Annotated in this window: 17 protein-coding genes; 2 read left to right on the top strand and 15 right to left on the bottom strand. The window is 30.9% G+C overall.

What is annotated here, in order from left to right; all coding sequences use genetic code 11:
* Window positions 1-8: 8 nt before the first annotated feature.
* The 3 genes from HZY82_RS05540 to treR form a co-directional block, all read right to left on the bottom strand.
* Window positions 9-1,418: a PTS transporter subunit EIIC gene (locus HZY82_RS05540; protein ID WP_179938941.1), complete on the bottom strand. Its 1,410-nt coding sequence runs from the start codon at window positions 1,416-1,418 to the stop codon at window positions 9-11.
* Window positions 1,419-1,647: 229 nt separating this feature from the next.
* A complete protein-coding gene (locus HZY82_RS05545; RefSeq protein ID WP_179938943.1) occupies window positions 1,648-2,829 on the bottom strand; it encodes a CapA family protein in 1,182 nt (393 codons plus the stop codon).
* A 212-nt stretch (window positions 2,830-3,041) separates the two neighbouring features.
* Window positions 3,042-3,764 carry a trehalose operon repressor gene (treR, locus tag HZY82_RS05550; protein ID WP_179938945.1) on the bottom strand — a complete coding sequence of 241 codons (723 nt, stop codon included), beginning with the start codon at window positions 3,762-3,764 and terminating at the stop codon, window positions 3,042-3,044.
* A 200-nt stretch (window positions 3,765-3,964) separates the two neighbouring features.
* Here treR and treP point away from each other — a divergent pair, with 200 nt between their 5' ends.
* Together treP and treC are read left to right on the top strand one after the other, a co-directional pair.
* Window positions 3,965-5,446, top strand: a complete 1,482-nt coding sequence (gene treP, locus HZY82_RS05555) for a PTS system trehalose-specific EIIBC component (RefSeq protein WP_179938950.1) — start codon at window positions 3,965-3,967, stop codon at window positions 5,444-5,446.
* A gap of 97 nt (window positions 5,447-5,543) precedes the next feature.
* Entirely contained in the window at window positions 5,544-7,166 is a 1,623-nt protein-coding gene (gene treC / locus HZY82_RS05560) for an alpha,alpha-phosphotrehalase (protein ID WP_179938952.1), read from the top strand.
* Between the two features lie 130 nt (window positions 7,167-7,296).
* Here the strand turns inward: treC and HZY82_RS05565 are convergent, their stop codons facing one another.
* From HZY82_RS05565 to serB, 12 genes are all read right to left on the bottom strand, one after another.
* Window positions 7,297-10,149, bottom strand: a complete 2,853-nt coding sequence (locus HZY82_RS05565) for a DUF3427 domain-containing protein (RefSeq protein ID WP_218925255.1) — start codon at window positions 10,147-10,149, stop codon at window positions 7,297-7,299.
* A gap of 388 nt (window positions 10,150-10,537) precedes the next feature.
* Entirely contained in the window at window positions 10,538-11,338 is an 801-nt protein-coding gene (locus tag HZY82_RS05570; RefSeq protein ID WP_179938954.1) for an ABC transporter permease, read from the bottom strand.
* A gap of 10 nt (window positions 11,339-11,348) precedes the next feature.
* Entirely contained in the window at window positions 11,349-11,852 is a 504-nt protein-coding gene (locus HZY82_RS05575; RefSeq protein WP_179938956.1) for an ATP-binding cassette domain-containing protein, read from the bottom strand.
* Between the two features lie 214 nt (window positions 11,853-12,066).
* Window positions 12,067-13,002, bottom strand: a complete 936-nt coding sequence (locus HZY82_RS05580; protein WP_135156018.1) for an ABC transporter ATP-binding protein — start codon at window positions 13,000-13,002, stop codon at window positions 12,067-12,069.
* Between the two features lie 2 nt (window positions 13,003-13,004).
* Complete coding sequence (locus HZY82_RS05585; RefSeq protein ID WP_135156017.1) at window positions 13,005-14,042, bottom strand: ABC transporter ATP-binding protein; 1,038 nt, start codon at window positions 14,040-14,042, stop codon at window positions 13,005-13,007.
* A 10-nt stretch (window positions 14,043-14,052) separates the two neighbouring features.
* Window positions 14,053-15,084: an ABC transporter permease gene (locus HZY82_RS05590; protein WP_135156016.1), complete on the bottom strand. Its 1,032-nt coding sequence runs from the start codon at window positions 15,082-15,084 to the stop codon at window positions 14,053-14,055.
* A gap of 10 nt (window positions 15,085-15,094) precedes the next feature.
* The gene (locus tag HZY82_RS05595) at window positions 15,095-16,009 is read right to left on the bottom strand and encodes an ABC transporter permease (RefSeq protein ID WP_135156015.1); all 915 of its coding nucleotides are present in this window, start codon (window positions 16,007-16,009) and stop codon (window positions 15,095-15,097) included.
* A 75-nt stretch (window positions 16,010-16,084) separates the two neighbouring features.
* Complete coding sequence (locus HZY82_RS05600) at window positions 16,085-17,728, bottom strand: peptide ABC transporter substrate-binding protein (protein WP_135156014.1); 1,644 nt, start codon at window positions 17,726-17,728, stop codon at window positions 16,085-16,087.
* A 351-nt stretch (window positions 17,729-18,079) separates the two neighbouring features.
* Window positions 18,080-18,703: a recombinase zinc ribbon domain-containing protein gene (locus HZY82_RS06640; protein WP_228098253.1), complete on the bottom strand. Its 624-nt coding sequence runs from the start codon at window positions 18,701-18,703 to the stop codon at window positions 18,080-18,082.
* Window positions 18,704-18,789: 86 nt separating this feature from the next.
* Window positions 18,790-19,581 carry a recombinase family protein gene (locus HZY82_RS06645; protein WP_228098254.1) on the bottom strand — a complete coding sequence of 264 codons (792 nt, stop codon included), beginning with the start codon at window positions 19,579-19,581 and terminating at the stop codon, window positions 18,790-18,792.
* A gap of 223 nt (window positions 19,582-19,804) precedes the next feature.
* Window positions 19,805-20,434, bottom strand: coding sequence for a YdcF family protein (locus HZY82_RS05610; protein ID WP_209304963.1), 630 nt, complete (start codon window positions 20,432-20,434; stop codon window positions 19,805-19,807).
* A 183-nt stretch (window positions 20,435-20,617) separates the two neighbouring features.
* Window positions 20,618-21,271 (bottom strand): phosphoserine phosphatase SerB, encoded by a 654-nt coding sequence (serB, locus tag HZY82_RS05615; protein ID WP_179938958.1) that lies wholly within the window; start codon window positions 21,269-21,271, stop codon window positions 20,618-20,620.
* Window positions 21,272-21,282 lie beyond the last annotated feature (11 nt).

The raw sequence follows: 21,282 nt of genomic DNA on the forward strand, positions 1-21,282 counted from the left end.
CAATAATATTATTCATCATCTTTCTCATAAGCTTCTTTCGGAAGCGGAACTAACATTTGGATAATGAATGCAATCACTACAGCTGCGATATCAAATATAACTAAGATCCACATTGTACTTAGACCTAACTCAGGACTTATATAGCCTGGAATGGCAAAAATCCCTAAAGCTCCCATAGCATAATTTTTAAGTGCAAACATCTGTATGGCTGCCCCTAAAAATGCAGCAACTATTGATGATATAGCAAATGGAACCTTTAATGGTAATGTAACCCCATAAATACCAGGTTCCGTTATCCCAAACAGTGCCGAAACAAATGAAGGTGCTGCAATATTTTTTAACTTTCTATTCTTAGCTTTAAGTAAAACTGCCCCTAAAACTCCAGCATTTGCAAATGTTACTAATCCTATAGGTACTAAGATATCTGTCCAACCATTTTGTGAAAATTGCAAAATGGCTAAAGCTGCAACTGCCCAGTGAAGACCAAACATAACTAAAATTTGCCATACACCAGCTAATAAGAATCCGTATAATATAGGACTGAATCCTAATACAGCTTTAAATCCTGCTGATAAAATACCTGAAATTGTATTGGCCACAGGTCCAACTACTAAGAAAGTTAAAGGCACGATTACTAAAATTGTAGTAAATGGAACAATAAACATTCTAGCTACTGATGGCGTAACTTTTTTCATAAAGGCTTCTAATTTAGACGCAACAAAAATTGCTAAAACGATAGGTATCATTGTTGATAGATATCCTAATTGCGCATGAGGTAATTGAAAAGGTAATCCCAATACTGTTTGAATTCCAGCTTGCTTCAAGGCTGTAATAGAAGCTGGTAAAGTTGGATAAACTAAAGCTGCCCCAATAGCTGCTGCTGTAAATTCATTCATCTTAAACTTACGTGCTGACGTTACAGCTAATAATATAGGTAAAAATTGGAATAATCCATCTCCTGCTGCTTTTAAAATCACAGCTAAAATACTATTCTTATCATTAATCCCCATAGTCGCTTGTAATAAAGTTCCCAGCCCCTTAATAATACCTACTGCTGCCATGGGCGCAAGTACCGGTTGAAGAATACTAGAAATTACATCGATAAGTTTATAGAAAATATTTTGCTTATTCGCCTCTTCTAACTTTTCAGTGACAGCTTTTTCAGCATTAATATCTTCTTTAACAAGTTCAGTATAAACATCTGTAACCTTGTCTCCAAGAACTACTTGATATTCTCCAGCAGCTTGAACAACTTGAACAACTTCGTTCAAAGAATTAAGATATTCTGTATCCGCTTTCGAATTATCCTTTAAAATAAATCTAATACGAGTCATACATTGACGTACACTTGAAACATTCTCCCCACCACCTACATGATTAAGGATATCCTTTGCCAATTTATTATAATTTTTTGACATATAAATTCCCTCCTTATATACCTGATTAATAACAAATTAAAAACAAGGTAAAAATTCCAAAGTTCTTTTAATCTAAACTAGTTATCCCTATTTTGAATCTGTATGTATTAAAAATATATTGAATACTATATAACAGTTATGAAAATAATTCAAGTATTTTACTGTAAAAAATTAGTTAATTTTTCATAAAAAAAAAGAACTAAGATAAAATCTTAGTTCTTAATATATATTACCATTGTATATTGATCAATTCTTTACTTTCTTTATAAGCAGTATCTACTTTTGTTTGCATTTCTGCATCTAATTCCTTACGATATTTTCCACCTTCAATAAAGTCTTCTAAAACTATAACCCTATAATCTAGGTATGGGTATCCGTCAGCTCCTATAGTGTCCTTTTGCTTAGCCCAAACTAATGTAGGATGTGCTTGAACAGTTTTTACTATCGTTTTATCTCCTGTTTTTTCAAAAGTAACATCCATCAACAATCCACGCTCAGTCCATTTATTTCCAGATAAATCCATTGTTTGATTAGAAATAAAATTCCCCATTGAATAAATAATAAATTTCCTGTCACCATCTTTAGTGATTGTCTCAGATTCTTCAATTATATTAGAGTGTCCACCAAAGACTAGATCAGCTCCCCAATCAATCATCTTGCGATACAAATCTTTTTGCTTTTCACTTGGTTCTAAACTATACTCGACAGGATACTGTGGCATAACTATAATAACATCTGCTTCTCTCTCTGCCCTTTCAATATCAGCTTTGATTTTTTCTTCATTTAAATTAGAAAGATGTTTGTTTCTTTCTTCTGGAGTCAAGGCCGCATCAAAATCACCAATACTATAAGTATAAGCTATTGTAGCAATTTTAATACCATTAACTTCTTTAATTACAATTCCTTCTTTAATAGAATCTTCTTTATAGAAGCCAACTGTATCTATTCCTGAATTAGCAAACGTATCAATTGTATCAATAGCAGCATCCAAACCATTGTTTAAAATGTGACCATTTGCTAAATTTACCATATCATAACCTGTATTTTTTAAACTTTGCGCAAGTTCTTTCGGTGAATTAAATGAAGGATAAATTGATGAAGAAACTCTATCGCTTATTGTTCCGTCGAAGTTTGCTATTGCTAAATCTGCAGAAGAAATTCTATCTTTTACATATTTAAAATAGGCTTCAAAATCATACGTTCCATCTGCTTTACTTGGGGATCTATATAAAATATCCTGAACTAAAATATCACCGTTAGTAATAAGCCTTGCAGTCTTAACAAGCTCAGATTTTTTTTCATCACTTTTGAAACTTAATAAACCTTTTTCGTAAACAAAAATTCCAACTACTAGGACAACTACAAATGGTAATGAATATAAAAATACTTTTATTATATCTAAAACTTTCACTAGTCTTCTCCTTAAAATCTCTCTAGTGAAATTTTACTTTAAAAACATAAATTTTGTCAAATAATTGTAATATACTTGTAACAATAAAAAATCTCTTTAATTTCTATCTAGTAAATATCTCTATCAAAACTTCTAGAATTATAATACATTGCTTTAAAATCTCCATCTACTAATTTAATAGCCAATATAATAAAACTGGTATAGAAATTATTTCATCTCCTATTTCTTACTTTCCTTCTTGCTACATCTATAAATCTAAAAGATTCTAATTTATGACGTGATTCTGTAAATTGAAATTGTTTTTGGTTTGATAAAAATGATTTGGATTTTACAGACACTACATGTCTATCCTTTCCCACATCCAATAATAATTTATCCATTTCCTTGACACTAGATATTGTAATTTCTTTTTGAGCAAGGTCAATATCCAAATGTAGTTCATTTTCTAAATAATTATAAATTGATGCTTCTGCATTTTCCCTAGAAATAGTCGGCACTATTGCCATATCAAAATAATCTATATCATAAACAGTTGCCATGTCATCAACAAGTCTTTGCCTAACTACATTAATTACTTTTGTTCCGATAGGAAATCCTGTAAGTCTTGAATTTTCTTTACTTATAATTTCTTCTGATATAGAAATAACATTTGTTTTTGAATCCAAACTTAGTAGATCTACTATCTCTGTATAAGCAGTAAGTTCAGAAACTGGAAACATAATTCTCTTAGGTGCTATTACCTTAGAACCCGCCCCCCTTTTTTTCTTTATAAGATGTCTGTTAGTCAATTCTATTAAAGCTTTTCTTATTGTATCTCTAGATACCTCATATTCTTCCATTAAAGCATGCTCACTAGGTAAAAAAGTATTGGCCTTATAAATTCCTTCCGTTATTTTTTTCTCTAAATCTTTTGCTACTATCTGATATTTTTTCACAATTTATCTCCTTTTTAATCTGTATAACTAAACACATACAAATATAAAACTATTTTTACATCATTTGTATTTTAAAAACCATACAACGATAATTATTTTACCATATTTTTAATTTTTTTCAACAAACAACTTGCATACAAATAAAAAATATTATATAGTAGGATCATACAAATAAAAATACAATTTAAGGAGATTACTATATGAGCAAGTATAGAAATGATATTAAAACATTACTTGATGCTGTTGGTGGAAAAGAAAACATAGCTGCTCTTACACACTGTGTAACAAGACTACGTTTCGTCCTAGTTGATACAGACAAGCCAGATATTCAAAAAATTGAAGGGATTCCTTCAGTTAAGGGAACATTCACAAATGCAGGTCAATTCCAAGTAATTATCGGAAATGATGTTACTAATTTTTACAAAGAATTTACAGACTACGCAGGAATTGCTGGTGTAAGTAAAGAAGAAGTTAAAGCAGTAGCTGCTAACAACCAAAACTTCTTGCAGCGTATAATGACTATGTTAGCAGAAATCTTTACTCCAATCTTACCTGCTATTATCGTAGGAGGTCTTATCCTTGGATTCCGTAACCTTCTAGAAGGTGTTCAAATGGAATCTCTTGGTCAAAAAGTTGTCAAAGGGGTAGCCCAAGTTAATGCAAATGGTGAACCAATCTACAATACTATAGTAGATGTTTCTAAATTCTGGAACGGAGTTAACGATTTCTTATGGTTACCTGGTGAAGCCATATTCCATTTCCTTCCAGTTGCTATTGTATGGTCTGTTACTCGTAAAATGGGGACAAGTCAAATCCTAGGTATTGTATTAGGTATCTGTTTAGTTTCTCCTCAATTACTAAATGCATATGCAGTTACAGCTACAGATCAAGCAACAATGTTAGCTAAATGGACTTGGGATTTTGGTTTCTTCACAGTAGATAAAATTGGTTACCAAGCACAAGTTATCCCTGCCTTACTTGCAGGTTTAGCACTAGCTTATCTAGAAATATTCTGGAGAAAATATGTACCAGAAGTCCTATCACTAATTTTAGTACCCTTCCTATCATTAATACCTGCTATTATATTAGCTCATACAGTTTTAGGACCTATAGGATGGAAAATTAGACAGTGGATTTCTACAGTTGTTCTAGCTGGACTTACTGGTTCATTCTCTTGGCTATTCGCTTTAATATTCGGTGCATTTTATGCTCCACTTGTTATTACAGGTTTACACCATATGTCAAATGCAATTGACTTACAGTTAATCGCTGATATGGGAGGAACTTCACTGTGGCCAATGATTGCTTTATCAAATATTGCTCAAGGTTCTGCAGTATTTGCTTACTACTGGCTTAACCGTTCTAACAAAAAAGAATCACAAGTATCACTACCAGCTACTATTTCAGCTTATCTAGGTGTTACTGAACCAGCTATGTTCGGAGTAAATGTTAAGTATGTATATCCATTCGTTTCAGCAATGGCAGGTTCATCTATAGCAGCACTTATCTCAGTCACTTCGGGAGTTAAGGCTAACTCTATAGGTATCGGGGGACTACCTGGTATCTTATCAATTCAATCACCATACTGGGGAACTTTTGCTCTAGCTATGACAGCCGCAATAGTTATACCTTTTGTACTAACTATTATACTTCCTAAATCTGGACTATTTAAGAAAAAATAATATATAATAAAGTATAAAATATTGATGGATAAGCTCTATAGAAAAACTGTAGCCTATCCATCATTTATTTAAGAAATAAATTAGAAAGGACAAAACTATGACTTTCGACAAGAAAAAAGTTGTATATCAAATATATCCAAAATCATTTAAAGACACTACTGGCAATGGTATTGGGGATTTAAATGGAATTATAGAAAAATTACCTTACTTAAAAGAATTAGGTGTAGATGTTCTATGGCTCAACCCCTTCTATCCTAGTCCGCAAAGAGATAACGGCTATGACGTAGCTGATTATAAGGCTATTAACCCATTATTCGGAACTATGGAAGACTTTGATAGACTTGTTTCAATTGCTAAAAAATACCATATGGAACTTATGCTTGATATGGTTCTTAACCACTGTTCTACTGACCACGAGTGGTTTCAAAAAGCATTACAAGGAGATAAAAAATATCAAGATTACTTTATCCTGAGAAAAGAAACTACTGACTGGCAATCTAAATTTGGAGGATTAGCTTGGTCTAAATTTGGAAATACAGATTACTACTATCTACATCTATTTGATAAAACACAAGCAGATTTAAACTGGAGAAATCCTGAAGTACGTTTAGAAATGCAAAAAGTAGTAAACTTTTGGAGAGAAAAAGGGATCAAACACTTCCGTTTCGATGTTATTAACTTAATCGGAAAAGACCAGGTCTTAAAATCTAATCCTGTTCTAGATGGGAAAATGGAATATACTGACAAACCAATCACTCATAAATATTTAAAAGAATTAAATCTTGCAACATTCGGTCAAGATTCTGATTCTATGACAGTTGGAGAAATGAGTTCAACAACAATAGAAAACTGTATTAAATATTCTAGTCCTAATAGTAACGAACTAGCAATGGTCTTCAACTTCCACCATTTAAAAGTCGATTATGAAAATGGACAAAAATGGACACTTACCAAATTTGATTTTAAAGAATTACAAAAACTTTACCATGATTGGGGTAATGCTATGAGTCATGCAGATGGATGGAATGCTTTATTCTGGAATAATCATGACCAACCACGAGCTCTTAATAGATTTATAAACATTAAAGATTTCCATGAAGAAGGAGCTACAATGTTGGCAGCCTCTATCCACTTATCAAGGGGTACTCCTTATATCTATATGGGTGAAGAAATTGGTATGCTTGATCCTAACTTCGACGATATATCTGATTATGTTGATGTAGAATCCCACAATGCATTTGAAAATTTACTTAGCAAAGAATACAACAAAGATTTAGCATTCAAGATTATCAAAGCTAAATCAAGGGATAATTCAAGAACACCAATGCAATGGGACGAATCGGAAAATGCTGGATTTACTACAGCTACTCCTTGGCTTAAAGTAGCAGAGACCTATCCTACTATCAACGTAGAAAGATGTAAAAATAACAAGATATTTAAATTTTATCAACAACTTATTAAATTAAGAAAGGATCTTGACATAATTAGCCACGGTTCATATAAATCAAAATTTGAAAATTCTGATACTGTCTACGCCTTTGAAAGAGAATATCAAGGACAAAAATTACTTGTTTTAAACAATTTCTTTGATAAAGAAACTAATATTGAAATAGATTCAGAATTTACCGATGGAAAGCTACTACTATCTAATTATGAAGATTCAAAAATAACTAAACAGCTAAGTTTAAGACCTTACGAATCTATTGCAATTATAATATAAAAAACTCCAGCCTATTTAGGCTGGAGTTTTATTTTCTTCTTGAATTAATTCTTTTAATATCTATAAATCTGATATTATACTGCTAGGACAGCTAATAAACTTATTAGCCTTCTTCTTAACTTAAGATTATCTATTTATTAGTTAAATATTTAAACAAGCTTTCCTCTACAGGTTTCTTCAAAGCAAATAGCATTCTTACTAAACTATCTCCCTCAACAATAATTTCTCTCGCACTATCCTTTACATAAGTCATTGGACCTAGATAGTAAAACTCTCTAGCCTCTGAATTATCTTTTATTACAAAAAGTTCAAATCGTAAATTATTATTTTCTGAATCAATCATATATGATACATCTGGCGATGAAATATTCCTCTTATTTTTAGAAAAGTAAACTAAATGCGTATTATTAATAAATTCATTATCATAACTTATCTTATTAAAAGTAAGCTCACTTTTATTATAAGTCACGAAAATTGGACAAGTATTTGTTTCCTTATCAATCTTATAGCCACCTGTTTTTAAGGCTGGTTCATCTTTTGATATATTCAAGTATTTCAATACTTCTCTACGACTATATTTTTGACCTAGAGTAAAAATGTCAGGATAATTTTTTGATTTAATTAAAGCAGCTGCAATAACATCAAAAAATAAATATCTAAATTCCTTCTTTTCTTTTATAGATTTATTTATCTCTTCATTTAGATAATAAGTATCCCCTTTTAAACTTACCAGTGGCACTTGTCCATACTTCTTAACTTCCATTTGTTTTAAAAAACTTAAATTTAAAATCCTCTCTACAGACCTTATAGTTAACTCATCTCTACTAAGATTTTCTTGCTTTAATAAATTTAAGTATTTTTCTTTTTTTAGAATTCCCTTATTTTTGATCAATTCCGCAAGTAAAATAAGTTCTTGCTTCCTTTTACCAGACAATAATTCAAAAGTCATAAAGGATAAATAAACTTCTTCTAAATTTGATAAAATGATTTTTGAAGATGAAAATTTACTTACTACATGGGCATAATTTTTAAAAGCTGTCTTGTCAAAAAAGCTAGCTACATCTAAAGAATTACTTTCAAGAAAATCTACTAGATAGGGTCTTCTTCCTAACCTATTTTCTAGTTCAATATAGGCATCTCTAAGAATTTTCATATTAGATAAGTTAGTGCTAGTTATCGATTTAAAAATTTGCTCTTTAGCAATTTCTTCAAAATTTATAGTAGTTAATCCCTGTAGAGCCGCTGATTGCATAAGTAGTCTACGATAGTTATCCTTGTTCATAGAATTATCTCCGAATAGTGCTATAGGAATAAGATAATTATTTTTATAATTCCCAATAAAATCTATTATAGTAACATATTCTTTACTATCATGCTTTCTAAGCCCCCTACCTAATTGCTGAACAAAGACTATACTAGATTGTGTATTTCTCAGCATAACTACTTGGTTAATACTGGGGATATCTATCCCTTCATTAAAAATATCTACTGTAATAATATAGTCTAATTGGCCCTCTTCTAACATTCTAACAACTTCTTCCCTTCTAGTCTGAGAATCATCTCCACTAAGTGCCTGAGTTTTATAAGAATACTTATTCAATTGCTCTGATAGCCTATAGGCTTCTCTTTTACTTGAACAAAAAATAAGTCCTCTAACTTTATCACCGCTATAACCATAGTAGTCAACTTTATTTATAATATGCCTAAGTCTTTCTTCAGAAACTAATCTATCAAAAGATTCATTTTCATCCAGTAACTTACCATCTATACTAATATCAGTAACCCCGTAATAAATAAAAGGGCATAGTAAATCATTTTCCAAGGCTTCTTGCAATCTAATTTCATAAGCTACATTATAATCAAATAATTCATAAATATTCTGCTTATCCGTTCTCTCTGGTGTAGCAGTCATTCCTAGTAAAAACTTAGGATTAAAGTAGTCTATAACTTTTTTATATGAATCTGCTCCCGCCTTGTGTACTTCATCTATTATGATGTAATCAAATTCATCTTTAGCAAACTTTCTAAGGTGTTCTTCTCTGGATAGGGTTTGAATTGTCGCAAAAATATACTTACTTTCCCTATTCAGTCCTGCTTTGTAAATAATAGCTTCCCCATCTTCAAAATTTAAAACTTGCTTAAATGATTCCAAAGCCTTAGATAATATCTGCTCCCTATGTACTAAGAATAGTACTTTTTTAGGTTTGTAATTCTTAACATCAAGAGCCGAAAGATAAGTTTTACCTGTTCCTGTTGCACTAATTATTAAAGCTTTAGTTTCTCCTTTTTTTCTGCTGCTATCTAAAGCATCAATTGCCCTTTCTTGCATAGAATTAGAAGTTATAGTTTTATTTGCTACTAGTGGCTGGCTTACTATCTGCCTTACTTTTCTTTCTTTTGCGTATTTTTCTATTAAGTCCTTAGTAAGTGGCTTGGAGATTTGCCAAAGCCTATTAAAGTCTTCCCTAGTCTTAGAAATAATCTCTCCCTCACTAGTAGATGTTAACTTAATATTCCACTCGCAATTTATTTTTAATGCCGAGGCAGTTAAATTGGAAGAACCAGAAATAAGAACCTCTTTATAGCCCTGTTCAAATAAATAATACTTTGAATGAAGATTAGATTCTTTAGGACTAAGCCTTACCTCTACATTTTTTAATTTCAAAAATTCTTCCATTGCAGTAGGATCATTAAAATCCAAATAGGGAGAAATAATAATCTTACCCTTAATATTTTTATCAGCTAAATCTGAAAGCTGTGTTTTTATAAGAGCTAAACCTGATTTACTTACAAAAGCTACTACAAAATAAAAAGCTCGGCACTTAGCAAGCTCCTCCTGTAAATCAGTAAGTACAAACTTACTCTCCAAAGCATTATTTGTAAGAACTTTTGGTGCAAAACTATTCTTAACTTCTATATTTTTATCAATAAATGAAAAATGCAAAGACTCTCTCAAAGAATCTTCAAAACTTAAATTTGTCATTATTAAAATTCCTATTTAATCTACTATTTTAAATAATTATAACCTATTGCCTAGACAATTGAAAATAAAATAAATATTCATAAAAATATCTCTTTAAAAAACTTTTATTACCTGTGTTTATCTTATAAATATTCTCTTCAATTCTTCTAATTTTTATTATAATTAAAAATACTAAAAAAGAAGACCTACTGGATCTTCTCTAATATCTAAGAATAGTCTTGCTAATAACTATAAAATACTAATTTTCTTAGCTTAAGTATACTAGTTTTTATTATAATATTAATTATGATTGCTCAAATTTTCATTTTTTATAAAAATCACTCTACTTTTAATGCTATTATCATTATTTTCTATAATCACTAACTAATAATCATTATATGATTATTTTTTAATGTTCATCACTTGATAAATCTGTATTTTTCACTGAAAACTGTGCATATATTAAAATGATTATTGTTAATATTAATACTATTGTCATATTTTTTAAATTTCCAACTCTAAAAGCCCAATCTCTCATCGCATTCAATTGATAAGTCAAAGGGTTAAAAGCTGACAAAATTTGAATAATTTTAGGTGCACTATCGAAAGAGAAAAAAGTTGGAGCTGTAAAAGATATAGGAACTAAAAATGTATTTAATATCAAATCTCTTGTCTTATATGATGAAATTCGTAAAGCAATTATCGTCCCTAAGGAAAACCAAAAAATCATTGCTATGAGTGAAAATACTATAATTACTAAAAATTCTTTTATCGTAAAATACTCTCCTACCATTATGGAAATAATATATAAAACAGTAATTTGAGCAAGATAACTAAGCAAAGGAAATGCCATCTTTCCAAAAAAATATGACATAGGACTTATTCCCTTAAAATATTTAAATGCTAATAAACCCCACTTTCTATCTAGGATTATTCTGTATACAGACTGGGCCATTTGACCAAATAAAGTAAGCCCTAAAATTCCTATAAAGGAAAATTTTAAGAATGAAACTTCCATATTTGCATAAATCATACTTCCAAATGTTGATGAAATACCTATAGAATAGAAGAGAAAGTATAGTACTGGTACCAAAAGTTGACTGTAAATCATTTGCTTATTATTAAGAAGTGCCCGCCATTCTATATATGCAACTTTTCTTACTCCACTCGAAAATGATATAGGCATTTTTTGATTACTTAATTTTTTCATTTTATCCCTCCTAGCCCTGTTGTCTAACAATTTCTTTTAGACTTTGTCTATTTTTTTCTACTGAAAGAATCTTAATTTTTTCATCTATTAATAAAACCAGTAATTCATTATTATCAAAATCTTCTTCCATACTAATTCTTAAAGGATTTAAACTTGTAATCTTATAATTTTTTGAAATTTTATCTTCTAATTCTTTAGAAATAAGTCCCTCATAATTTATTGTATATTCTGTAATATTTGAATAGCGAGCCACAAAATCTTCCATTGTTCCAAAAAAACTCTGTCTTCCTTCTTCTATAAAAAGAACTTTATTACAATATTTCTCCAACATATCTAAATCATGCGATGATATCAAACAAGTTGCTCCCTCTTTTAGTCTAGATTGCAATGTATCTAAAAGCATCTCACTCGATACTATATCGAGACTGGCTGTTGCTTCATCTAATATTAAGATTTTAGCATCGAATACTAATTGCCTTGCTACTTGAACTCTTTGAAGTTGTCCTCCCGACAAATCTGTTGGATCTATTATCCTAGTGTATTTGATACAATTAAACTATTACTTCTACTCTGAAACTATTACTAAAGCAATAAAAAAAGACACTCAATAGAGTGTCTTCAGACTGTTGACCTATTTTGTCAACAGTCTGAAGAAGTAGTTCTTGAATTTATAGAACTACTTCTTTTTAACTTAACTACATTTTTAACTTTTAATTTGGGATAAATTATTAAATATTTCTTTCTTTTCTATATTGTTCTGCTTCTTCTTTAGTCGATAGTACAAAATGCCCTGGTGTAATTTCATGCATTGTTCTTTCTTGTCCATCTAATTCAGCAGTTGGATCATATACTAGTGGAGTTCTTTCTTTCTCTATCTCGGGATCTGTTACAGGAATAGCAGATAATAAACTCTTTGTATATGGGTGAATTGGATTATTGTAAACATCTTCCGAAGTACCAATTTCTAACATTTTCCCCCAGTGCATTACACCTATCCTATCCGAAATATATTTAACCATTGATAAATCATGAGCTACAAATAAATATGTTAATCCTTGTTCATGTTGTAATTTCTTCATAAGATTAACTACTTGAGCTTGGATTGAAACATCTAGTGCCGAAATAGGTTCGTCTGCTACTATAAACTTTGGCCCTACTGCAAGTGCTCTAGCTATCCCAATCCTTTGTCTCTGACCTCCAGAAAATTCATGTGGATAACGAGTTAAATGATCCTTATTTAAACCAACAAGTTCTAATAATTTTTCAACCATTTCATCTCGCTCTTTTTTAGAAGATGCTAAGTTATGAATATCAATCCCTTCTGCAATAATATCTAGAACTTTCATTCTTCCATTTAAACTTGCTTGAGGATCTTGGAAGATCATTTGTGCTTCTTTTCTAAAATCTTTTAATTCTTTTCCTTTTAAATTCGTTATTGATTTGTTATTGAAATTAATCTCTCCTGAATCAAAATCATATAACTTTAAGATTGTTCTTCCCATAGTAGTTTTTCCAGAACCAGATTCCCCTACTAAACCAAAAACTTCCCCTTCATAAATATCAAATGATACATTATCTATCGCTTTAACTGCATTATTTTTTCCAGTATTAAATGTTAGAGAAACATTTTTAATTTCTACTAATTTTTTCTTTTCATTACTCATAATTATTTTTGTCTCTCCTTCCATTTTCCCCATCTTTTTCTTATTACTTCTGGTGGTGTTATTTCTGGTGCTCTTGGATCTAGCAACCAGGTTGCCGCATAGTGAGTATCAGATACTTTAAACATCGGTGGTTGTTCTTTAAAATCAATATCTAAAGCAAATTTATTTCTTGCTGCAAAAGCATCTCCCACTGGCGGCGCTAATAAATCAGGTGGTGTACCAGGTATAGATTCTAACTCCCCTTCTTCCATATCTGTACTCGGCATCGACGCTAATAATCCCCAAGTATACGGATGTTGCGGATTATAGAAGACCTCTTCTACTGTCCCTATTTCAACAATTTTTCCTGCATACATAACTGCAACTCTATCAGCTACTCCAGCTACTACTCCTAAATCATGAGTAATAAATATTGTTGAAGAACCTAAGTCTTTTTGTAATTCTTTCATTACTTTTAATATCTGTGCTTGGATAGTTACATCTAATGCTGTTGTAGGCTCATCAGCAATTAATATATCAGGGTTATTTGCTAAAGCTATTGCTATAACAGCCCTCTGTCTCATTCCTCCCGACCATTGATGAGGATAATCTTTAATGTGCTCTTCAGCCTTAGGGATTCCTACTTTTTTCATTAAATCTAATGCTCTATCTAATGCTTCTTTTTTAGAAATTTTTTCATGTAGAATAATTGATTCTGCGATTTGCATACCAATTGTCATCGTTGGATCTAAACTTGTCATAGGATCTTGAAAAATCATTGCAATTTCTTTACCTCTGATTTTTTCCCATTCTTTTTCAGTTAAATCCACTAAATTTCTATCCTTGAATACTAAATTTCCACTGATTTGAGCATTTTTAGCATTTAATCCTAATAGTGTTTTAGTAGTAACCGATTTTCCAGAACCTGATTCCCCTACAATTGCTAATGTCTCACCTTTTTTTAATTCAAAATTAACACCTCTTATCGCTTTTACTTCACCTGCATACGTATTAAACGAAACAAATAAATTATTTACTGATAATATATTTTCTTGTCCCATTTCTTACCTCCTAGTCTGCACTTGATTTTGGATCTAATGCATCTCTTAGTCCATCACCTAATAATATAAACGCTAAAGAAATAAGTACTAATGCTCCCGCCGGTACCATTACTTGATACGGGAAGTATTGTAAGTTTTCTTGTGCATCAGTTATTAATGAACCCAGTGATGCTGTTGGTGGCTTAACCCCTAGGTTAATTGCCGATAATACTGATTCATACATTATAGCACTTGGAATTGTCATCATTACTTGTACAATGATGATCCCTGAAATATTAGGTAATACATGCTTAAATGCTATCTTTAAATTACTTTCTCCTAAGGCTTTAGAAGCTAATACAAAATCTCTTTCTTTATAAGATAAGGTCATGTTCCTTACTTGTCTAGCCATTGATGTCCAACCAACAAGACCTATGGATATAATAATTGCTATAATACCGTTACCTAATAATAGACCTAGCATCGTTACAATTACTAAGTTTGGAATCGAAGAAATTACTTCTATAATTCTCTGCATTATCGTATCTACTTTACCACCAATAAATCCAGATACTAATCCATAAGTCACTCCAATTACTAAATCAATTAAAGTTGCTACAATCGCAATAAATAGGGATATACGTACCCCAACTATTACTCTCTCTCCAATACTTCTTCCTAATGTATCAGTTCCTAATACAAAGTTTTCTCCTGCTGGAACACCTTGATCTTCATAAGCATCATTAGGAATTGTATTTCCCGAATACGTAATCTCACCATTCCAAAACGGTAAGTTTTCACTTAGTTTTGGTGGTAAGTTTCTATATACATCTGTTTGTTCACTATTGAATCTATTTGCATCCTCATTTGAAATAACTGCGGTTGAACCAATAGAAAATACTAGTAAAAAAGAAATAAACCATAATGATAAGTAAGCTAATTTATTCTTTTTTAATCTTCTCCATGCATCTTGCATAAAAGAAAGTGCTGGTTTTTCAATTTTTTCTTGAACATTTGTTGAACTAGAACCAACTAATGTAAATTTCTGTACATTTTCTGTCATGGCTTTCTCCTTATTTTAATTTAACACGTGGGTCTGTTAGACTCGTAATAATATCTGTTATTAAGATAGCTACCATCAGCATCATTGCATAAACTATTGTAGTCCCCATAATTACAGGATAGTCCTTCGATGGAATTGATGTAACAAATAATTGTCCTATTCCTGGTATTGAGAAGATTTGCTCGATCAATGCTGATCCTGTTAGTATGTTTGCAGCTAAGGGACCTACTAAAGTTAAGACTGGTATTAACGAGTTTCTATAAGCATGACGGTTAGTAACTTGCTTAGCTGTTAATCCCTTAGCACGGGCCAATTGAATATAATCAGTGTTAAGTGTTTCAATCATCTCACTACGGAAAAATCTAGTTACCTGAGCAAAAACTGGTATCGCTAAAGCTAAAGTTGGAAGTATTGTTTGTTCAAAAGTTCCCCAACCAGTTAAAGGAAGTAGTGCCATTTTAAATCCAAGGTAATCTAGCAACAGTAGACCTATAATGAATCCTGGCATTGAAATCCCTAACGTTGATAAGATACTTAAAGTTCCGTCTACTCTATTATTTTTATTTCTCGCTGAAATTGCACCAGCAAGTAAACCTAAAGTAACACCTACTATTAATGCCTGTATACCTAATTGTACAGATACAGCAAGTCTCTCACCTATTAAATCAGAAACGGATTGTCCTATTGACTGATAACTTGTTCCAAAATCACCTTGCAAGATATCTGTTAAATATTTTAAATATTGTTGCCAGACTGGTTTATCCAGACCATATTGCTTATTCATCATAGCTATCATATCGTCTGTTAGCTTTGGGTTATTAAAAGGTGTCCCTGGCATTACCTGCATTAAGAAAAATGATAACGTTATAACAACCCATAGTGTTGTCAAAAGAATTGAAATACGCTTTAATAAATATTTTGCCATATTTTCCTCCTAAAATTTAAAAAGAGAATTGGAAGTAGCCTCCAATTCTCTTTAGTAAAATACTATTATTTGCTACTATTCCTTATAAGCATATGTAAAGTCTACAGATAATCCAGTAGAATTTCTTACTAAACCTTTCAATGCTTGATTTTGTAATCCTGGCATTGCTCTATAGTATATTGGGTTATAGTGAGCACCTTCAAATAATAATTTCTCAGCTTCTTTATAAGATTTTGCTGCTTCATCAGGGTTAGTTGCTCCTATTTCTAAAGCTTTATTTAACGCTGCATCATATTCTTTACTATTAACTTTTCCATAGTTATATGGTGCCGTACTATTAAATAATCCATAGAATGTAGAAGCTTCTGGGTAATCTCCTCCCCATGCAACATATGCAATTTCAAAGTTTTGCTTCTTAGTATCTTCTATACGTTGCTTGAATGGAACAAATTTTTGTTCAAGTTTAAAGCCTGGTAATGCTGATTCCCAAGTTTCTTTTAGGAAATCTATAGCTGCCTTTGTAGTTGGTCTATCTGCATCAGCAGTTATCGTTAATGTTAAATTAGATACTCCTAATTCTGCTAATCCTTCTTTAAATAATTTTGCAGCTTCTTCTTTATTAAATGAATATGGTTGGGCTACAAATTTTGAAACATCAGTTCCATCTTTAAGTTTTGCTAAACCTTCTGGTGCAAATGCTTTAGCTGGTATAGATCCAGTGTCAACAGCTGCTTTTACTAACCCTTCACGATCAGTTGCTAAGTTAAGTGCTTTTCTAATTTTTTCATTAGATAGGGCTTTTACACTTCCAGTTTCATTGTATACTAAGTAGTCTGTACGTGCATCTACTGCATTTACTACACTTGGATTATTTTTATTTGCATTGTACATAGCTGGTGAGTCTGCAATACTTGCAAAGTCCAATTGTCCTTGTTTGAACATTTGTAGTGCAGTATCTGGTTTCTTAACTGCTTGTACATTTACTGCTGGTGTTTTTACATTAACTGCATTCCAGTAGTTTTCATTTTTAACAAGTTTTACTTTTCCTGATGCTGTGTCCCATTCTTTTACAATATATGGTCCAGAACTTACTACTGATTCAGCATTAGTTCCATATTTATCTCCAGCTTTAGTTACTGCTTCTTCTTTTAGTGGAACAAAGTTACCAAATGATAGTAAACTTTCGAATTGTGGCGCTGGTTTATCTAAAGTAAATACTACTTTATTTCCTTCAGCTTTTACACCTAATTCTGTAACAGGTTTTTTTCCATCCATTACATCTTTAGCGTTGGCTACATTAGCATCAACTACTAAGTAACCATACTCAGCTGCTGTTTTGGGATCAACTATACGTTGCCATGAGTACACAAAATCTTTTGCAGTAAGTTCACTTCCATCAGACCATTTAAGCCCTGTCTTTAATGTAACTGTATATGTTTTTCCACCGTTAGATACTTCTACTTTTTCAGCTAGATCAGGTTGATTTTTACCTTCTGCATCCTTACGGAAGAAGTTTGAATTTGAGTTCCCCACTACTAAGTTTGAATAAGTATCATTATACTTAGAAGCATCTAAAGTGATAATTTCTGTTGGTGTATACCAATTAATTTCTTTTGAACCATTTCCATTTGAATTGGTTGACGATTGAGATGAACATGCCGTTACTACCGTAAGCGTAGCAGCCATCATCCCTAATAAGGCTGTCTTTTTAAATTTCATAATATAAATACGCTCCTTAAAAAATAATAAAATATAAATATAAATATAAATATAAATTCAACTTTCGGTTAAATTTATGTTTAATTATACCTCCCCCGTATAGAATTGTCAATAGTTTTCTGAAAATTATTTATATTTTTAGATTTCAAGAGCTGGTTTTCGTTAAAATTGTCTTATATTTATACAAATCAGTTATAATACTCTTTATATACTTAGAATAGTATTAGAAGATACTGTATCTAGACAAAAACATTATTATTCAGACTGTTGACAAAACAAGTCAACAGTCTGAATACACTCCATTGAGTGCCTTAGTTTAGATTTCAACTTCCGTTCCATCTTTAAATTTTACTATCTTTGTACTATCATTTTAATTTCTATCTCTTCTATTAAACTACACCATAATTCATCGTTAAATTCAATTATTATTTTAGAACATTTTAGTGTTTTAATAAAAGTTTGTATTTGATCTTTTCTTGTTTGTTTATCTAATATTTCAGAATTTATTTTATCAAGTTCTTCTTTTATATTTTCATACTTTGTCACTAATGAATTATATCTAACTTGGTACTCTTCTTGATTTTGGATTACTTTTGTATTCTCATTTATACATTCATTTACAAGATCTACTGTAACTTTAAGTTCTGCTTCTAATTCATATTTTCTAATTTCTAATTCACTTACATCAAGAACTCTTTCAACTAACAATTCATGTTCTTTTATTAGTTTTTTTCTTCTATTTATTATATTATTTGTTGCTTGTACAAATATAGCTTTTATCTCGTCTTCACTAAAATGTGGCGTTGTACAACTCTCTTTAAATTTATTATTGCATTGCCAAATTTTTCTTTTATACTTGCTATTGGAATGCCAAACTATTGAACCATAGTATCCATCACAACATCCACATTTTAATCTACTTGAAAATATGCTAACACTTGATATTCTATTTTTACCATTGGTACGTTTTTCCAATTCTCTCTGTACTCTATCAAATGTGTCTTTCGGAATTATCTCTTCGTGATTATTATAAAAATAGTATTGTGGTACCTCTCCTTCATTTATTTTTTCTTCTTAGTTAAAAAGTCCACTGTATAACTTTTCTGCAAGAGTGCATCTCCTTTATATTTTTCATTTGAAAGTATACTTTTTATCGTTCCTGCATTCCATTTCTTTGTGCCACTTGCCGTTTCTATATTATCTTCAGTTAATATTTTAGCTATTCCAAATGGAGAATATCCTTGAAGAAACATTCCGTATATTCTTTTAACTATTGTAGCTTGTTCTATATTTACTACTAAATTCCTATCTTCTCCTTTATCATAACCAAGAAATCTTTTAAATGGAACTGATACTTTACCATCTGCGAATTTCTTCCTTTGTCCCCATGTACAGTTCTCTGAAATAGACCTACTTTCTTCTTGAGCTAAGCTACTCATTATTGTAATTAATAGTTCTCCTTTACTATCAAATGTCCATATTGATTCTTTTTCAAAATATACTTCTGTACCATGTTCCTTTAATTTCCTTATTGTTGTTAAAGAATCTACAGTATTTCTCGCAAACCTACTCACTGACTTTGTTACAATCAAGTCAATTTTTCCATCTAAGGCATCTGCTATCATTCTGTTAAAACCTTCTCTTTTTTTGGTATTTGTTCCACTTATTCCTTCATCTGTATAAACTTCAACAAATTCCCAATCATCTCTACTCTTTATATAATTTGTGTAGTAATCTAATTGAGCTTCATAACTTGTTTGCTGTTCTTCATTTTCTGTTGGTACTCTCGCATATCCAGCTACCCTTCTTTTCTTTATATCATTATTAAAAGTATTAAGATTCTTTATCAGCATACTAGTCCTTTTTATAAAGTAAAACAAGCCATATCTAAAATAATATGACTTGTCATTGAAATCTTCTTAATTTTTATCTTATATTCTAATAAATCATGCTATATCAAAATATTCTCTGTATAGACTATACCCTTTTATCAGATTGCTATATTACATTAAAGAAGTATCAGTATTATAGGAATTCTCACTTCTTCATAATATATCTAAATTTATATTGCTGGCTTTATTTCAAGATATATTCATTAAAACCTTGATTTTTTAGATACTCATAAGACTTTAAAACATTCTTTGGAATTTCTACTGAAACTTGAAATCTCTTTTCTGCATAAAAAATTAATCTCTCAATATCCCCTACCATTAGATTAATCATTCTCTCAAGTGGTACTTCTTCATTAGGATAGTTCTCAAAGGATAATCTTGGAGTTTCTATATACCAATCAACTTCTGACCATTGTTTCCGAGCTGTTGAAATAGCACGTCTAGCAAGATAATTTTTACATACAATAATTCCCTTTTTTACCACAATACTTTTCTCTTCAAAAATTTTTTTAGAAAATTGGAAATTATCCCCGGAGTTACTGGCCTTATTTTCAATAATAATTTTATCTGAACTTACTCCCTCTTTTATACAGATTTCAGCAAAAATTTCCGCTTCTGTTTTATTCCATAGGTTTTTGGTAATTTTTCCATATCCTCCTGTACAAATTATAAAATCTGCTCTTCCTTTCCTATATAATTGTGCTGCCTTATAAGCAGTCCTAGTATCATGAGATCCCATTGCTAAAATAAAATCTGCTCTTTCTATTTTTTTATTTATATTATGAAAATCATACAAAATTTTTGCGTGATACATTATTTCTCCTGCATACATAATTAATTTTATATGTAGTAAAATTTTTTACTGAGTCTGCATCTATAAAAAATTTATACTAACTACTAATCTTTTCCTTTCACTTATATTTATAGTATAAAATAAATTTTATATTACTACTTCTATTAAATAAATTATAGCACATAAAAAAAAGAAGCATCAAAATTATTTGATACTTCTTTCTAATTCTTTATCTATTATATCCAATAATAAAAGTAAATTAGGCTCATTTATTTGATAAGTTGCTTGCTCCCTTACTAATTTTTTTGCACAAAAAGCTACCCCTAATCCTGCTGTTAAAATCATAGGAATGTCATTAGCACCATCTCCCATTGCTATTGTCTGAGAAATATTTAACTTATTTTCTTCTGCCCATTTTTTCAGATATTCTTCCTTGGTATCCCTAGTTACAATATCTCCACTAATTTTTCCACTTAGTCTCCCATCCATAACTTCTAATCTATTAGCCTTAACATAATCAATACCCAAGTCAGCAGCTAAAATATCTACTATCTCATGAAAACCGCCAGAAACAAGACCAATTTTGTAATCACGGCGGTGTAGCTCATTTATTAAGTCTTTAGCTCCTGTCCTCAAGCTAACCTGCTTAGCTACTTCAGAAAAAATAGTATCTGGCAAACCAGCTAATAATTTAACACGTTCTTCTAAAGCCTGACCAAAATCTAGTTCTCCATTCATAGCAGCTTCCGTTATCTCAGCAATAATCTCACCTTTACCTGCAAAATTTCCTAAAAGATCAATTACTTCTTCAGCTATTAAGGTAGAATCTACGTCCATTACTAATAATGCTTTTGCCATTACTTTCTCCT

The organism is Gemella sp. GL1 (genome assembly GCF_013415365.1).
Classification (GTDB): domain Bacteria; phylum Bacillota; class Bacilli; order Staphylococcales; family Gemellaceae; genus Gemelliphila.

Coding starts and splice junctions, on each gene's coding strand:
- HZY82_RS05610 (WP_209304963.1), bottom strand. CDS start 20,434: ATGTATCACGCAAAAATTTTGTATGATTTTCATAATATAAATAAAAAA.
- treP (WP_179938950.1), top strand. CDS start 3,965: ATGAGCAAGTATAGAAATGATATTAAAACATTACTTGATGCTGTTGGT.
- HZY82_RS05595 (WP_135156015.1), bottom strand. CDS start 16,009: ATGGCAAAATATTTATTAAAGCGTATTTCAATTCTTTTGACAACACTA.
- HZY82_RS05570 (WP_179938954.1), bottom strand. CDS start 11,338: ATGAAAAAATTAAGTAATCAAAAAATGCCTATATCATTTTCGAGTGGA.
- HZY82_RS05540 (WP_179938941.1), bottom strand. CDS start 1,418: ATGTCAAAAAATTATAATAAATTGGCAAAGGATATCCTTAATCATGTA.
- treC (WP_179938952.1), top strand. CDS start 5,544: ATGACTTTCGACAAGAAAAAAGTTGTATATCAAATATATCCAAAATCA.
- serB (WP_179938958.1), bottom strand. CDS start 21,271: ATGGCAAAAGCATTATTAGTAATGGACGTAGATTCTACCTTAATAGCT.
- HZY82_RS05590 (WP_135156016.1), bottom strand. CDS start 15,084: ATGACAGAAAATGTACAGAAATTTACATTAGTTGGTTCTAGTTCAACA.
- HZY82_RS05580 (WP_135156018.1), bottom strand. CDS start 13,002: ATGAGTAATGAAAAGAAAAAATTAGTAGAAATTAAAAATGTTTCTCTA.
- HZY82_RS05565 (WP_218925255.1), bottom strand. CDS start 10,149: ATGACAAATTTAAGTTTTGAAGATTCTTTGAGAGAGTCTTTGCATTTT.
- HZY82_RS05600 (WP_135156014.1), bottom strand. CDS start 17,728: ATGAAATTTAAAAAGACAGCCTTATTAGGGATGATGGCTGCTACGCTT.
- HZY82_RS06645 (WP_228098254.1), bottom strand. CDS start 19,581: ATGCTGATAAAGAATCTTAATACTTTTAATAATGATATAAAGAAAAGA.
- HZY82_RS05585 (WP_135156017.1), bottom strand. CDS start 14,042: ATGGGACAAGAAAATATATTATCAGTAAATAATTTATTTGTTTCGTTT.